The organism is Gordonia oleivorans (assembly GCF_040044975.1).
GTDB lineage: Bacteria > Actinomycetota > Actinomycetes > Mycobacteriales > Mycobacteriaceae > Gordonia > Gordonia oleivorans.
Window position 1 is genome coordinate 91,482 of the sequence record NZ_JBDZDI010000015.1, and the last position, 15,483, is coordinate 106,964.

Genomic DNA, 15,483 nt, shown 5'->3' on the forward strand with positions numbered 1-15,483 from the left:
CTGGGGTACCGACGGCGTCCGGTTTGGGGACCGAGCCGTCCTCTTGGGAAGATGCTGGGCGTGAGCTCGCATTCCTACCGGGTCGGCACCCGACTGCCCGGGACGCTCGGCCGGACCGGCGTCATCTCGACCCCGCACGGCGAGATCCATACGCCCGCGTTCGTGCCGGTCGGCACCAAGGCGACCGTCAAGACGGTGCTGCCCGAGTCGGTCGAGGCACTCGGCGCGCAGGCCGTGCTGGCCAACGCCTACCACCTGTACCTGCAGCCGGGGGCCGACGTCGTCGACGCGGCGGGCGGCCTCGGCGCCTTCATGAACTGGCGTGGGCCGACCTACACCGACAGCGGCGGGTTCCAGGTGATGTCGCTGGGTGCCGGGTTCAAGAAGGTCATCTCGATGGACGTGACCGGCGAGCAGGACGATCACAAGATCGCCGAGGGCAAGGAACGGCTGTCGCGTGTCGACGACGACGGGGTGACGTTCAAGTCGCACCTCGACGGCTCGTTTCACCGGTTCACTCCCGAGGTGTCGATGCAGATCCAGCATCAGCTCGGCGCCGACATCATCTTCGCCTTCGACGAACTCACGACCTTGATGAATACCCGTGGGTATCAGGAGAATTCGCTGGAACGCACCCGGTTGTGGGCGATTCGCTGTCTGGCCGAACACAATCGACTCTCCACCGAACGCAGTCACCGGCCGCAACAGGCGCTGTGGGGTGTCATCCAAGGTGCCCAGTATGAGGATCTGCGACGCAAGGCCGCGCGCGACCTCACCGAACTGTCCCGCATCGACCGCGATGCAGGCGGAAAGGGCTTCGGCGGCTTCGGGATCGGCGGCGCCCTCGAGAAGGACAACCTCGGCACCATCGTCGGCTGGGTCAACGAGGAACTGCCCGAGGACATGCCCAAGCACCTGCTCGGGATCAGCGAACCCGACGACATCTTCACCGCCATCGAGAACGGCGCCGACACCTTCGACTGCGTCTCGCCGACCCGCGTCGCCCGCAACGGTGCCGTGTACACCCGCGACGGTCGGGTCAACATCACCAACTCGCGCTTCCGTAAGGACTTCGGCCAGATCGACCCCGAGGTCACCAACTACACCTCGCAGTACAGCCGCGCCTACCTGCATCATCTCTTCAAGGCCAAGGAGGGACTGGCCGCAACCCTGGCCACCCTGCACAACGTCGCCTTCATCATCGACATGGTCGACGGTGCCCGCCGCGCCATCGAGTCCGGCGACTACCAGGCCTACCGCGACGACTTCCTCGGCCGGTACTACGCCGGCTCCCCCCGCAACCACTGACAGCGCCCGCCGGGAACTCCGAACCCTGGCGATTCGTTGGGTTTGCGTATCCTGAGACCAGTGCCGGACGACTCGAGCCGGCGACGTCCACTCTCGACCGAAAGAAGCGATGACCCGCGCGCAGCGCAAACGCAAGAAACCCCGACGATCCGGCCCCCAATCGGGGGCATCCTCTTCTGACCGAGCCGTGGTCGCCACCCCCGAGAGCGGGGCGTCATGCTGCTGACCTTGCTCGGAATCCTGATCGGCATCGTGGTGGTCTTCTTGATCACCGCTCTGACCGGCTACTTCGTCGCCCAGGAGTTCGCGTACATGGCCGTCGACCGGTCGCGCCTCAAAGGCGCGGGCGGAGGCCGGCGACGCCGCCGCGAAACGTGCCCTGAACGTGACACGCCGCACGTCGTTCATGCTGTCCGGCGCGCAACTGGGCATCACCGTGACCGGCCTCCTCGTCGGCTACGTTGCCGAACCTCTCATCGGTTCGGGCTTCGGTGACGTCCTCGACGAGGTCGGTGTCCCGGTCACCGTCGGCGTGGCCATCGGCACCGTGCTGGCCGTGCTGTTCTCCACGGTGATCCAGATGGTCTTCGGGGAGCTGTTCCCCAAGAACCTCGCGATCGCCCGGCCGGAACCGGTGGCACGCCGCCTGGCCCTGTCGACGAGTACCTATCTCAAGATCTTCGGACCCGTCATCACGCTGTTCGACGCCGCGTCGAATCTGTTGCTGAAGGCCTTGCGCATCGAGCCCGTGCACGACGTCGAGCACTCGGCCACCCCGCGCGACCTCGAACACATCGTCGCCGAATCCGCCGAGTCGGGTGAGATACCCGAGGAGCTGTCACAGTTGCTCGATCGGGTGCTGGAGTTCCCGGAACGCACCGCCGAACACGCGATGGTGCCGCGACCGCGCGTCGACTCCGTGCCGGCCGATCTCGACCTCGGAGAGGTGCGCACCAAGATGGCCACCGGGCACACCCGATATCCGGTGCTCGACAACGAATCCGGTGACGTCGTGGGTGTCGTGCACCTGCGTGACGTCCTGGAATGGTCGGCCACGCCGACGCCGACGGCTCGCACCGCCGCCGACCTGGTGCGCGACGCCGTGATCGTGCCCACCACGCTGCCGCTGCCTCGTGTCCTCGATCAGATCACCGAGGCCCGCGACGAGATGGCGGTCGTCATCGACGAATACGGCGGCTTCGCCGGAATCGTCACCGCCGAGGACATGGCCGAGGAACTCGTCGGCGAGATCGACGACGAACACGACCCACTGGCCCCCGGACCCATCGAGAAGACCGACGACGGTTGGCTGATCCGTGGCGACGCCCACCTCGATGAGGTCTCCCGAGCGCTCGGACACGAACTGCCCGAAGGTGATTACGAAACCCTCAGTGGTCTGATCATCGCGTCGGCGGGCGAGCTTCCCGCCGAAGGGGACACGATCGAGCTGCCCGTGGAACCCGACCCCGGTGCCCTCGCCGACGACGCCCCCGCTTCGGAACCGCTCGTCACGGCGACGGTGGTGTCCGTCGCCAATCGGGTGCCGTCGTCGGTGCTGGTCACGGTGGAGATGAGCGACAAGGTGGACGAGCGATGAGCAATCCGTGGGTTGTCGTCGCCGTCACGCTGGGGTTGATCGCCGCGAGCGCGTTCTTCGTCGCCGTCGAGTTCGCGCTGATCGCGGCGCGCCGGCACCGGCTGGAGGATGCCGCGTCGACGAGTCGTTCCGCCCGGGCGGCACTGCGCAGCGCTTCGGAACTGTCTGTGCTGCTTGCCGGTTCGCAGTTGGGCATCACCGTCTGCACCCTGGCACTGGGTGCGGTGACCAAACCGGCCGTGCACCACTGGCTGACCCCCGCGATCGAGCACATCGGCGCGCCGCTGTGGATCGCCGACGTCGCAGGTTTCGTCCTGGCGCTCATCATCGTCACCTTCTTGCATCTGGTGGTCGGTGAGATGGCGCCGAAGTCGTGGGCGATCGCACATCCGGAGAAATCTGCTGTGCTGCTGGCCATTCCGATGCGGGTGTTCATGTGGTTCACCCGCCCGGTGATCGTCGTGCTCAACCGGTTCGCCAACCGGGTGCTGAAGATGGTCGGCGTCGACGCCGTCGACCAGGTGGCCGGTGGCGGAGACCCGGAAACCCTGCGGCAGCTCGTCGAGCATTCGGCGATGGTCGGAACCCTCGAGGAGCGCTACCGCGAACATCTCACCAGCGCTTTGGATCTCGCCGCGCTGACGGTCGGTGACATGGCGACGTTCGTCGAGCCCAGTGGTGTCGGCGCCGACGCCGACACCCAGCAGATCCAGGACCGTGGTCGTGAGACCGGGCATCTGCGCCTGCTGGTGCGCGAGGGTGATCGCGTGTGCGGCGTGGTGCATGTGCGCGACAGCCTCGACGCGCCGACCGGGGCCACCGCCGGTGACCTCATGCGTGACGTGCTCGAACTCGAACCGGCCCTTCCGGTGTATGACGCGTTGAGTCGTATGCGCCAGTACCGCAATCACATTGCGGTGGTCGTCGACGAGGGCCGGGTCACGGGTGTGCTCTCCATCGATGATGTGCTGACGAGGTTGCTCGCGACGGCCGGCTGATCCCGGGAAGGCCGAGCGGCCCCGGGGCGGTTCAGTCCCACTCGTCCGCGGTCAGGATCCACGGTTGCCGGGGCAGCGCGGCAGGGTCGAAACGCTCTGCAAGCGTGACAACGTCGATGTGCTCACCCGCCTCGGCCAGACCCGCCGATGCCGCGATGTGGTCGAGAACCGTTGCGGCGTCGACGCCGCGTGCGGCGAGATCGGCGAGCGTCACCGCACCGTCGCGTTTGCTCAACCGCACACCGTCAGGGTTGAGCACCATCGGCACATGGGCGTAGGTGGGTGGCGCATGCCCGAGAAGCGTTGCCAGATAGGCCTGCCGGGGTGCCGACGACAACAGGTCATCGCCTCGGCAGACCTGGTCGATGCCCTGCTCGGCGTCGTCGACGACCACCGCGAGGTTGTAGGCGGGTGCGCCGTCGCCCCGCTGGATCACGAAGTCGTCGACCGCACCCGTGTAGCTGCCGTGCAACACATCGGTCACCGTGAACTCGCGGACCTCGGAGATGATCCGGATGGCCGGTGGCCGACCGGAGGCCCGCTTGAGGTCACGCTGTTCGGGGCTCAGATGCCGGCATGTGCCCGGGTACGCGCCGGGCGGGGTGTGCGGCGCCGACGGCGCCTCGAGGATCTCCCGCCGCGTGCAGAAGCACTCGAAGGTGCGACCGGCCGCGCGTAACCCGTCGATGATCTCCCGATACCGCCCCAGCCGATCGGTCTGATACACCACCGGTGGCTCCCAGTCGATCCCCAGTGATCGCAGATCGGCGATCTGCCTTGCGTCCGCGCCGACGGCCGTCCGGTCCAAATTCTCCATCCGCAACAGGAATCGTCGCCCGGTGGTCCGCGCGAACAGATAGGCCAGCACTGCGGTGCGCAGGTTGCCGACGTGCAGTTCGCCGGACGGGGACGGCGCGAAGCGTCCCGCCGGTGTCACCGAGGCCGGCGCAGGGGGACCGGAATCGCCGGGATTGTTGATCATTGCCCCCGAGGCTACAAGTGGGCGACGATGGACCCGTGGACCTTCCCGTGAACCCGCCCATCGCGCCGATGCTCGCCAAGGCCACCACCGGCATCCCCCCGCAACCCGCCGACCAACCCGAATGGTCCTACGAGCCCAAGTGGGATGGTTTCCGCGCGTTGCTCTTTCGGGACGGCGACGAGGTGGTCATCGGGTCCCGTGGCGGCAAGGATCTGGCGCGGTACTTTCCGGAGATCGTCGACGCCGCCCGCGACGAACTGCCCGACAAGGTGGTCCTCGACGGCGAGATCGGGGTGCCATCCCTGATCGAGGGCACCCATCGCCTCGACTGGGACTCACTGGCTCAACGCATCCACCCGGCCGCGTCACGGGTCACCATGCTGTCCGAGACCACCCCGGCCATCTTCATCGGCTTCGACGCGCTGGCACTGGGCACCACCAGCGTGCTCGTCGAACCCTTCACCACCCGCCGCGACACACTGCTCGAGGCGATCGGCCCGGGTGGGCGTGATCGCCGGTTCCACGTCAGCCGCGTCACCGAAAGCCCGGTCCGGGCGCAGGAGTGGTTTTCGGCGTTCGAGGGGGCCGGACTCGACGGCGTCGTCGCCAAACGTCTGGCCGGGCGCTACGTCGAGAACAAACGCGAGATGATCAAGGTCAAACACAAGCGCACCGCCGACTGCGTGGTCATCGGATATCGAATCCACAAGAGCGGCACCGGACTCGGTTCGATGCTATTGGGCCTCTACCACGATGGACAACCCAGGATGATCGGCGGCGCAGGCGCTTTCACCGACGCCAAGCGCATCGAACTGCAGGAGATGTTCGAGCCGATGCGGCTGGACCCGGACAAACCCGCCGCCGGCGAACCCACCCGCTGGCGGTCGGAGAAGTCGGGGCAGTGGATTCCGATCCGGCCCGAACTCGTCGCCGAGGTCGCCTACGATCAGATGGAGAACGGGCGCTTCCGGCACACGGTGAAGTTCCTGCGCTGGCGCCCCGACCGCGACCCCGAGAGCTGCGGCTATGACCAACTCGAGGTCCCGTTGACCTACGACCTGCACGACGTGCTCGAAGGGGAGGACTGAGGTGGCTTCGCGATCGCCTGCTGAGGAACTCGACGTCGACGGCATCGCCGTCCGAATGAGCAACCCGGACAAGATCTATTTCCCGGAACTCGGCGAGAACGGCGGCCGCAAACGCGATCTCGTCGGCTACTACCGGACGATGGCCCTGCCGCGCGATGACGGCACCGACGGCCCCATCATGACCGCACTCCGCGACCGCCCGACCTTCCTGCAAAGGTTCCCCGACGGCGTGGAGGGCGACGAGATCTACCAGAAGCACATCGCCAAGAAGCGTCCCGAGCACGTACTCTCCACGCGCATCACCTTTCCCTCCGGCCGCACCGGAGATGCCCTGCGCCCCACCGTCCCCGCCGACATCGTCTGGGGCGCCAACCTGGGCACGGTCACCTTCCACAGCTGGCCCACCCACGACGACGACAACGACCATCCCGACCAACTGCGGATCGATCTCGATCCGCAGCCCGGAACCGACTTCGACGATGTGCGACGCGTCGCCGTCGACATCCTCGCCCCGCTCCTCGACGAACTCGGCTACACCGGGTTCCCGAAAACCTCAGGGGGACGGGGTATTCACGTGTTCGTCCCGATCGAACCGCAGTGGGATTTCGTCGCAACCCGCCGTGCCGTCATCGCCATCGCCCGCGAGATGGAACGCCGGGATCCGGACGGGGTGACCAGCTCGTGGTGGAAAGAGGAACGCGGCGAACGGATCTTCATCGACTTCAATCAGAATGCCCGTGACCGCACCATGGCCTCGCCGTATTCGGTCCGGCGCAGCGCAACCGCCCGGGTGTCGACGCCGGTCACCTGGGCCGAACTCGCCGAGGTGCATCCCGATGACTGCACGATGGCGACGGTGCCGGATCTCGTTGCGCGCCGCGGTGATCCGATGGCCGACATCGCCGACCGCCGGAAAGGTCTCGAGCCGCTGCTGGAGATGGTGCACCGCGACGACGCCGACGGACTCGGTGACATGCCCTACCCGCCGAGCTATCCGAAGATGCCGGGTGAACCCCCGCGGGTGCAGCCGAGCAAGAAGGTCGCCGCACACTGGGATGAGAAGGGCAACCGCATCGAATGACCGATCAGCCGAATGCGCCTGCCGCCCAGTCGGCGAAGGACTGCCACCCGATACTCGGGAAATCGCGGTGCAGTGCCGGGATGTCGACGGAGTAGCCGGTTGTTCCGAGGAAGGTGAACATCGCCCGCATGTCCGGTGATGAGATCCGTTCCGGATCATAGGCTTCCGCGCGGATCTCGGTGTTGAATACCGAGGACAGGACCGCCGCCATCTGACCCGGCGTCACCGAATCCGATGCGATGTCGATGCGTTGCCCGACGTGCGCCTGCGGATCGGTGAACAGGGCCGCGACGAAGTCGCCGAGATCCGCACGCGACAACTGTTGCAGTGGTTGATCGGTCGGCATCCCCATCAGCAGCAGTCCCGCGTCGATCGCATCCTTGCTGCCGAAGATGTTGTCGTAGAAGTACGTCGGGCCGACGATGGTGTGCGGAATGCTGGTGGCGGCCAGGCGCTGTTCGACCCGGAACTTCGAATCAAAATGCGGCACAACGGTGTTCAGATTCGCGCTGGCCACCGAACTGAACACCAGATAGGGGAGCGTCGACGCGGTGGCCGCGGCGATGATCGCGTCGCCCTGGACGAGTTCGGCGTCCACTCCGGTCTCGAACGGAGTGGTCAACGCGAACGCGCCCGCCGCGCCGGTAAACGCCTCGGTGAGGCCGTCGCCGCTGACGATGTCCCCGACGACGAGCTCGACGCCGCGATCGGCCAGCGCCCGGGCGCGCTCGGAGCCGGGGGAGCGCACCACCGCGCGCACCGGCACCCCAGCGGTGAGCAGCGAATCGACGACGGCTCCGCCCTGGCCGCCGGTGGCCCCGAGGACGGCGATCGGTACGGATGGGCTCGACGGACCAGACATGGTTTCCCTCTCGACGGCAACGGCAAGGACATGACCGAGGCTACGTGCGCCGGTCGGACACGAGGCGCAGATGACGCATTCATCGCAGGTCGAAGGGCCCTGTCGGCCCCGTGGAGTGTCGGTTAGCCTGCCCTCATGCAACGGAACCGGTGTGCTGTCGTCGACGCCCGCCCCCTGGGAAACGGTGCGGTGATCGCCGGAATCGTGGCCCTGCTGATCGGACTGTGTGGGGCGCACACCGCCACCTCCGGGATCGCGTCGGCGGCCACCGGGTTCAGGCCCCAGATCGCGGTGTATCTCGCCGACGGCGTCACGCCGGTCGGGACGACGGTGATCCATCCCGGTGACTCCCTGGTGGTGGTCGGGACCGGTTTCGATCCCGACGCCAACCGATACGGACTGCCGGTGCCGGTACCACCGGGCGTCCCGCACGGCACCTTCATCGCCTTCGGTGCCTTCGCGCCGAACTGGAAGCCGTCGGCGGGCGCACCCGAATCGGCGCGCGCAGCGAACCGGTCCGGGGTGAGATGGGCGCTGGCACCGTCGGCGCTGGCGCAGGTCCCCTCGGCGCCGTTCGACATGCGTCGCACCATTCGGCAGCAATGGGTCCCGTTGACCGCCGACGGTTCGTTCCGGGCCCAGGTGACGGCCTCCACCCCTGCCGACATCCCGGTCGCCGCGCGCTACGGCGTGTACACCTACGGTGCGGCCGGAGCCGACAACGCGGCGCAGGAGTTGGCGGTGCCGATCATCTACTCGACCGAACCCGGGCCGAACACCCCGATGCCGGCACCGCGGAACCTCGTCTGGGCCTATTCGCCCTACTTCCACCGTGTGGTGACCGAAGAGGCGGCGGGCGGGATCAGCGGATCGGACGGGGCCGGTGTCGACGACCGTGGACGCCTGACGTTCGCACTGACCTCGAACGATCTCCGCCACGGGACCGGAACTCTGCGCTACCGGGGCACCATCGTCGCCTTCAGTAGATTTCACCTCGCCGAGATCGCGCTGAGCGATCCGGTGATCCGGGTGGACCGCGGACGCGGCGTCCTGAGCCTGGCGACCTCGACGACCAACATGAACGGAACCGACGCACAGCGCCGCGTCGACATCGCCGACGTCGATCTCGCCGGCATCGGCGACGGCCGGGATGTCCACGCGGCGACCGTCCGATTCCGTCCCGGCATCACGCCCGAGGTGCTCGCGGCGCTCAGCGTCGGCCCGGGATCTCCGCTGGAACTGCACTTTCCGACGTCGTGAGGTCAGCCGGACCGGTGGTCGTCGTGGACGCGGTTTGGGTTGCGACCGCCCGACCAGTATCATCGACCGACGTTGGAGGATTCGCCTAGTGGCCTATGGCGCTCGCCTGGAACGCGGGTTGGGTTAACAGCCCTCAGGAGTTCGAATCTCCTATCCTCCGCCGAAGCCCCGGCCTCGCTGCGATCCAGCGGGACCGGGGCTTTTCTCATCGGCGGTCTCGTCCGTGATCGCCAGTATCAGTCCTCCGCCGGCGCCACCGGATGCGGATCGGTGCTGCGTTTCTGCACCACGACGCCCGCGCCGACGATGATCGCCGCGGAGATCGCGGAGAAGAGGATGGCCTGGCGTTGGTCGTTGTCGAAGATCATCAGGATCAGGATCGCGACGATGAACACCATGACGGCGCCGGTCAGGTAGGGGAACAGCCACATCTTGACCGGCGGTCGATGCCCCTCCAGCCGCAGATTCCGTCCGAGTTTCAGCTGGCTCGCGGCGATTGTCAGGTAGACGAACAGGGCGATCGCACCGCTGGTGGCGAGCAGCCACGCGAAGATCTTGTCGGGCAGCACGTAGTTGCCGATCACCGCGACGAACCCGACCACCATCGACAGCAGGACCGCCACCCACGGCACACCGTTGCCGGTCAGTCGTCGTACCGCCCACGGGGCGTCGTGCCGGGTGCCGAGGGAGAACAGCATGCGGGAGGCGGTGTAGAGCGCCGAGTTCAGGCACGACGCGACGGCGGTCAGGATGACGATGTCCATGATCACCGCGGCGCCCGGGATGCCGATGGCCTGCAGCACCGACTGATACGACCCGTCGGGGAGTTGGTCGTAGGGCAGCAGGGCGACGACCACGAAGATCGAGCCCAGGTAGAACAGCGAGATACGCCAGATCACCGAGTTGACGGCCTTGGTGATGCCCTTTTCCGGGTTCGGCGATTCGGCCGCGGCGATGGTGACGATCTCGGTGCCCATGAACGAGAACATCGTGATGAGCATGCCGGCGATCACCGCGCCGAAACCGTTGGGCATGAAGCCGTCCGGCTCCCAGAGGTGGCTGATCCCGCTCACCTCGGACCCGGGAATCCAGCCGAGCATGGCGGCGACACCGATCACGATGAACGCGACGATCGCGACGACCTTGATGAGGGCGAACCAGAATTCGAACTCGCCGTAGTTGCCGACGCTGACCAGGTTGGTGACGGTCAGCAGCACCGTCACGGCCAGGGCCCACATCCATTGCGCCCCACCGATCAGGTCGGTGAGGATCGCCGCGGCCGCGGTGGCCTCGACCGGGATGACCAGCACCCAGAACCACCAGTACAGCCAGCCGACGGAGAATCCGGCCCAGCGGCCCAGCGCGCGGTCGGCGTAGACGGAGAACGATCCGGTGTCGGGGTTGGACGTGGCCATCTCGCCGAGCATCCGCATGACCAGGACGACGAGCGTGCCGGCCATCGCATAGGAGATGAGGACGGCGGGTCCGGCCTTCTCGATGGCGTTGGCCGAGCCGACGAACAGGCCGGCGCCGATGACCCCGGCGATGGAGATCATCGTGATGTGACGTGGTTTGAGGCTCGATCCGAGCGAGCCGTGCCCGGTGGACGCGGGCGCCTTCTGGTCGACAGAGGCCATGGGTTCTCAATCTCCTGGGGTGGTGAGATGTCGTGCGGTGAACGATCCCTTGTGGGGATCTGCCCGACGCTACGGCGGCGTCACCCACCTCGCAGCCGATGCCGCAATGGTCGGGTTTGACCGTTTGCCGGCGCCGTTTCGGGGGTGGTGATCCGGGCCCGATCCGACTCGCTACACTTGACGACGGATCCCGCGCGGCGTGCATCCTGTGAACTCCCCCAGGGCCGGAAGGCAGCAAGGGTCAACGGGCTCTCTCGGGTGCGCGGGGTCCCCTACAGATCTCCCAACACCAGATCACTTTCGCCGACGCCCACCCCATGCGTCGGCTTCGCGAGAGGTCCCGCGTTGAACTTTCACTCGAAGAGTGCCGACGAACTCCGCGCCACCCAGGACGACCTCCGAAAGCTCTACGACGCGCTCTGCGCGGCCGGGCTGAAACTCGATCTCACCCGCGGCAAACCGGCGCCCGAACAACTCGACCTGTCCAACGAACTGCTCGCGTTGCCCGGTGACGAATACAAGGCCGCCGACGGCACCGACACCCGCAACTACGGGGGCCTGACCGGACTTCCGGAACTCCGCGCGATCTTCGGTGAACTCCTCGCCGTCGACCCGGCGAATCTCATCGCCTTCGGCAACGCCAGCCTCGACCTGATGCATCACCTGGTGACCTTCGGCCTGCTCAAGGGCACCGCGGATTCGGCGCAGCCGTGGGGCTCGGGACCGGTCAAGTTCCTGTGCCCCGCGCCCGGTTATGACCGCCACTTCGCGATCACCGAGCAGTACGGCATCGAGATGATCACCGTGCCGATGAACCCCGACGGCCCGGACGTCGCGGTGTGTGCCGAACTCCTCGCCGCCGACCCGAGCATCAAGGGCATGTGGGCGGTCCCCACCTACTCCAATCCGACCGGCGTGACCTTCAGCGAAGAGGTCACCCGTGCGCTGCTGTCGATGCCCGCGGCCGACGATTTCCGCATCTTCTGGGACAACGCGTATGCGGTGCACACCCTCGTCGACGCCCCGCCGCCACCGTTCCCGGTGCTCGACTGGGCCGCCGAGGCCGGGAATCCGAACCGCGTGTACGTGCTCGGCTCGACGTCGAAGATCACCTTCGCCGGTGCCGGCGTCGCTTTCTTCGGGTCGTCGAAGGCCAACGTCGACTGGTTCGTCAAGAACGTCGGCTTCGCCACCATCGGCCCGGACAAGATCAATCAGCTGCGCCACGCGAAGTTCTTCGGCGACGCCGACGGTGTGCGCGCCCACATGGCCCGGCACCGCGAGATCCTCGCGCCGAAGTTCGCGATGGTCCTCGACATCCTCGCCGACCGGCTCGCCGAATCGAAGGTCGCAACCTGGTCGGAACCCGAGGGTGGCTACTTCATCAACCTCGACGTCATCGACGGTGCCGCCAAGCGGACCATCGCCCTGGCGAAGGAGGCCGGTATCGCGTTGACCGGCGCGGGCTCGGCCTTCCCGTACAAGAACGATCCGCACGACCGCAACATCCGGCTCGCACCGACCTTCCCCAGCACCGATGACCTCCAGGTCGCGATGGACGGCGTCGCCACCTGCGTACTGCTCGCCGCCACGGAGACGTTGATCTCCGCGATCGACTCCTGAGGAGTGGGCGTGCCGGTACGCCGATGCTGACGGACGGTGAGCCGACCACCGACCGGGTGCGCCGCGCCCCGACGCACGTCGCCCGGCAGGTGGGCCTGGTTGCGCTCGGACTGATCCTCGCCGCGGTCGCGCTGTGGTGTCAGCACGCGATCATGCCGTTCACCACCCCGTTCTGGGGATTGTTCGACTACCAGCTCGATCTCGACGTCTACCGCGAGGGCGCCCGGACCGTGTGGGAGGGCGGCAGCCTCTACGACGCGAAACTGCTCGGGCAGATGGACTACACGTATGCGCCGGTCTCGGTCGTGGTGTTGATGCCGTTCGCGTGGATGTCCTTCGAGGCCGCGCGGATCGTGTGGAGTATCGGCATCATCGTCGCGCTCTACGTCGTCATCATGTTGTGCTTCGCGGCGTTGGGGCGGCGCGCGACGTGGCCACTGCGGAGCCTGGCCGTCGGGCTGGTCGCGGTGTCGATGCTGCTCGAACCGGTGCGCACGACGATCTGGTACGGCCAGATCAACGTCTTTCTGCTGCTGGTGATCCTCGCCGATCTGCTCCGGCCCGACGGGTCACGGCTCAAGGGCATCGGTGCCGGCATCGCCGCCGGGATCAAACTCACCCCGCTGATCTTCCTGCTGTATTACGCGTTGCTGCGTCGATGGCGGACGATGGCCGGGGTCGTGGGTGGTTTCTTGCTGACCATGGTCGTCGGTTTCGTCTTCCTGCCGAGCGCCTCGTGGTCGTACTGGACCGACAAACTCTTCGACTCCAACCGGGTCGGGGCACCCCAGACCCTCGGGAATCAGTCGCTGCGCGGCATGATCGCCAACCTCGCACATTCCGACGCCCCCAATCAGTTGCTGTGGCTGACGGTGGTCCTCATCGCCCTCGGGCTGGGCATGACCGCGGCCGTCCTCGCCCACCGCAACGGGCATGAGCTCTTGGCGTTGTCGGTGGTCGGCATGACCTCCTGCGCGATCTCCCCGATGTCGTGGGGACATCATTGGGTGTGGTTCGTCCCGGTGCTGGTGATCTGCGTGGACCTGGTGCTGCGAACCGATCTCTCGCCGATCCGACGGATGCTCGCGGGAGCCGGCGGCGTGTTGCTCGTGCTGGTGGCGTTCGCGTGGCGCACCCACTTCGCGTATCCGATGTGGTTCGTCAACCGCGTGATGCCCGACGCGTACCTGATGGGTTTGTTCTTCAAGGCCGAGACCGGCCCGGCCTGGGCGCAGTTCTTCCTGGTGTACCCCTACAACGCGATCTTCCTCGGTACGGTGCTGGCCACCATCGTGGTGCTGGGGCGGCGGTCCGCGGTGCCGGATTCGTCCGGTGTCACAGCCGCATCGTCATCCGAGAAATTGAGTTAGTCGAAATTCACTGAAACCCTTCCTGTGATGCGGGTTACGTTCTACGCTGTCAGCGTCGGCGGCCCCGAGTGGCCGTCCCATCAGCGCAGCCCTCGTCATAGGAGAATCGTCATGACCCGCGTGAGCACCCCGGAAACCATGGATCTCGGCTCCTGGATCGCGCGGCGCGCCGCGATCGGTCCGCATCGACCCGCCATCACCTTCGGTGACCACACGCTCACCTTCGGTGACCTCTCCGATCGGATCGACCGGCTGGCCGCGGCCCTCGTCGGCGGTGGCGTGGGTGCCGGCGACCGCGTCGCCTACCTCGGGCTCAACAACCCGATGTTCCTCACCGCCATGTTCGCCGCCGCCCGCGCCGGCGCGACGTTCGTGCCGTTGAACTTCCGGCTCACCGGAACCGAGTTGGCCTACATCATCAACGACTCCGGGGCGCACACCCTGATCGCCGACCCGGATCTCGCCGCGGTCGTCGACGCCGTGGACGAACCGCTGCCGCTGCAGCGTCGCATCGCCGTCGGCGCGCGGGGCGGCTGGGCCTCGGTGGAGGAACTCATCGCCGGCAGCGAGCCGATTTCGGCTCCGGCGCAACCCGATTCCGATGCGGTGGCCGTGATCATGTACACCTCGGGGACCACCGGCCGCCCCAAGGGGGCCATGCTCACACACGGGAATCTGTTCTGGAACAACGTCAATGCGCTGTTCTGCCTCGACGTCGACTCCTCGGACATCAGTTACTGCGCCGCACCGCTGTTCCACATCGGTGGCCTCAATGTCACCACGCTGATCACCCTGCAGAAGGGCGGACACATCGTCCTGGCCCAGTCCTTCGATCCGGTGGCGGCCCTCGCCGACATCGAAAAGCACCGCGTCACCACGATGTTCGGCGTTCCGGCGATGTACCTCTTCATGAGTCAGGTGCCCCAGTTCGAGACCGCGGACCTCTCCTCGCTGCGCTACCTGGTGTGCGGTGGTGCGCCGGTTCCCGAACCGCTGATGCGACGCTACGCCGAGCGTGGCCTGGCCTTCGCGCAGGGCTATGGGCTCACCGAGACGGCACCCCTGGCGTTGGTGATGAGCGTCGACGAGTCCGCCGCCAAGATCGGCGCGGCCGGCAACAAGGTGCTGCCGCTGTCCGACGTACGACTCGTCGATGCGGCGAATTCGCCTGTCGCGGTGGGGCAACCGGGTGAGATTTGTGTGCGCGGACCGCAGGTGATGGTCGGCTACTGGAACAATCCGGGTGCCACCGCGGCGGCGATCGACGACGGCGGATGGTTCCACACCGGCGATGTCGGGCGCGAGGACGACGACGGCTACATCTACGTCGTCGACCGCGTCAAGGACATGGTGATCACCGGCGGTGAGAACGTCTACCCTGCCGAGGTGGAAAGCGTCCTCTACAGTCATCCGGCGATCGCCGAGATCGCGATTCTCGGTCTGCCGGACGCCAAGTGGGGTGAGGCCGTCACCGCGGTGATCGCCACCGCCCCCGGACACGAGGTGTCGCTGGAGGAGTTGCGCGAGTTCGCGGCGGATCAGTTGGCGCGGTACAAGCTGCCGCTGCGCCTGGAGTTCGTCGACGCGCTGCCCCGCAATCCGTCCGGGAAGGTGCTGAAATACCAACTGCGGGAACAGTTCACCAGCGTGACGGCCGTGTGAGCACGTAGCTCACAC

General features: G+C 66.9%; 11 protein-coding genes, 1 tRNA gene, 1 other RNA gene and 1 pseudogene. 11 read left to right on the plus strand and 3 right to left on the minus strand.

Annotated features, from left to right (window positions below; genetic code table 11):
- Window positions 1–60 precede the first annotated feature (60 nt).
- The 3 genes and pseudogenes from tgt (at window position 61) to ABLE92_RS18850 (ending at window position 3,903) form a co-directional block, all read left to right on the plus strand.
- Entirely contained in the window at window positions 61–1,308 is a 1,248-nt protein-coding gene (gene tgt, locus ABLE92_RS18840; RefSeq protein WP_348806299.1) for a tRNA guanosine(34) transglycosylase Tgt, read from the plus strand.
- Window positions 1,309–1,524: 216 nt separating this feature from the next.
- A pseudogene (locus tag ABLE92_RS18845) lies at window positions 1,525–2,905 on the plus strand (hemolysin family protein).
- Complete coding sequence (locus tag ABLE92_RS18850) at window positions 2,902–3,903, plus strand: hemolysin family protein (RefSeq protein ID WP_348806301.1); 1,002 nt, start codon at window positions 2,902–2,904, stop codon at window positions 3,901–3,903. Before ABLE92_RS18845 ends, ABLE92_RS18850 begins: the two are co-directional and overlap by 4 nt.
- Window positions 3,904–3,934: 31 nt before the next feature.
- On the opposite strand, the gene gluQRS is transcribed toward ABLE92_RS18850, so the two are convergent.
- Window positions 3,935–4,885, minus strand: a complete 951-nt coding sequence (gene gluQRS, locus ABLE92_RS18855; protein ID WP_348806302.1) for a tRNA glutamyl-Q(34) synthetase GluQRS — start codon at window positions 4,883–4,885, stop codon at window positions 3,935–3,937.
- A 35-nt stretch (window positions 4,886–4,920) separates the two neighbouring features.
- On the opposite strand from gluQRS, the gene ABLE92_RS18860 reads away from it, so the two are divergent.
- Both ABLE92_RS18860 and ABLE92_RS18865 read left to right on the plus strand, forming a co-directional pair.
- Complete coding sequence (locus ABLE92_RS18860) at window positions 4,921–5,973, plus strand: ATP-dependent DNA ligase (protein ID WP_348806303.1); 1,053 nt, start codon at window positions 4,921–4,923, stop codon at window positions 5,971–5,973.
- A 1-nt stretch (window position 5,974) separates the two neighbouring features.
- Window positions 5,975–7,054, plus strand: a complete 1,080-nt coding sequence (locus ABLE92_RS18865; RefSeq protein WP_348806304.1) for a DNA polymerase domain-containing protein — start codon at window positions 5,975–5,977, stop codon at window positions 7,052–7,054.
- A gap of 4 nt (window positions 7,055–7,058) precedes the next feature.
- Here the strand turns inward: ABLE92_RS18865 and ABLE92_RS18870 are convergent, their stop codons facing one another.
- Entirely contained in the window at window positions 7,059–7,916 is an 858-nt protein-coding gene (locus tag ABLE92_RS18870) for an NmrA family NAD(P)-binding protein (RefSeq protein WP_348806305.1), read from the minus strand.
- Between the two features lie 135 nt (window positions 7,917–8,051).
- Between ABLE92_RS18870 and ABLE92_RS18875 the strand changes: the two genes are divergently transcribed.
- Together ABLE92_RS18875 and ABLE92_RS18880 are read left to right on the plus strand one after the other, a co-directional pair.
- Entirely contained in the window at window positions 8,052–9,176 is a 1,125-nt protein-coding gene (locus tag ABLE92_RS18875) for an HtaA domain-containing protein (RefSeq protein WP_348806307.1), read from the plus strand.
- 74 nt (window positions 9,177–9,250) lie between these two features.
- Window positions 9,251–9,336 (plus strand) — tRNA-Ser (locus tag ABLE92_RS18880).
- 76 nt (window positions 9,337–9,412) lie between these two features.
- On the opposite strand, the gene ABLE92_RS18885 is transcribed toward ABLE92_RS18880, so the two are convergent.
- Window positions 9,413–10,813, minus strand: coding sequence for an amino acid permease (locus ABLE92_RS18885; protein WP_348806308.1), 1,401 nt, complete (start codon window positions 10,811–10,813; stop codon window positions 9,413–9,415).
- Between the two features lie 182 nt (window positions 10,814–10,995).
- On the opposite strand from ABLE92_RS18885, the gene ffs reads away from it, so the two are divergent.
- The 4 genes from ffs to ABLE92_RS18905 all read left to right on the plus strand — a co-directional run bounded on the left by ffs (window position 10,996) and on the right by ABLE92_RS18905 (window position 15,468).
- Window positions 10,996–11,090, plus strand: an RNA gene (ffs, locus tag ABLE92_RS18890) — signal recognition particle sRNA small type.
- A 68-nt stretch (window positions 11,091–11,158) separates the two neighbouring features.
- A complete protein-coding gene (locus tag ABLE92_RS18895; RefSeq protein ID WP_348806309.1) occupies window positions 11,159–12,436 on the plus strand; it encodes an aspartate aminotransferase type Ic in 1,278 nt (425 codons plus the stop codon).
- A 152-nt stretch (window positions 12,437–12,588) separates the two neighbouring features.
- Window positions 12,589–13,806, plus strand: coding sequence for a glycosyltransferase 87 family protein (locus tag ABLE92_RS18900; RefSeq protein ID WP_348806339.1), 1,218 nt, complete (start codon window positions 12,589–12,591; stop codon window positions 13,804–13,806).
- Window positions 13,807–13,917: 111 nt separating this feature from the next.
- A complete protein-coding gene (locus ABLE92_RS18905) occupies window positions 13,918–15,468 on the plus strand; it encodes an acyl-CoA synthetase (protein WP_348806310.1) in 1,551 nt (516 codons plus the stop codon).
- Window positions 15,469–15,483: the final 15 nt, after the last annotated feature.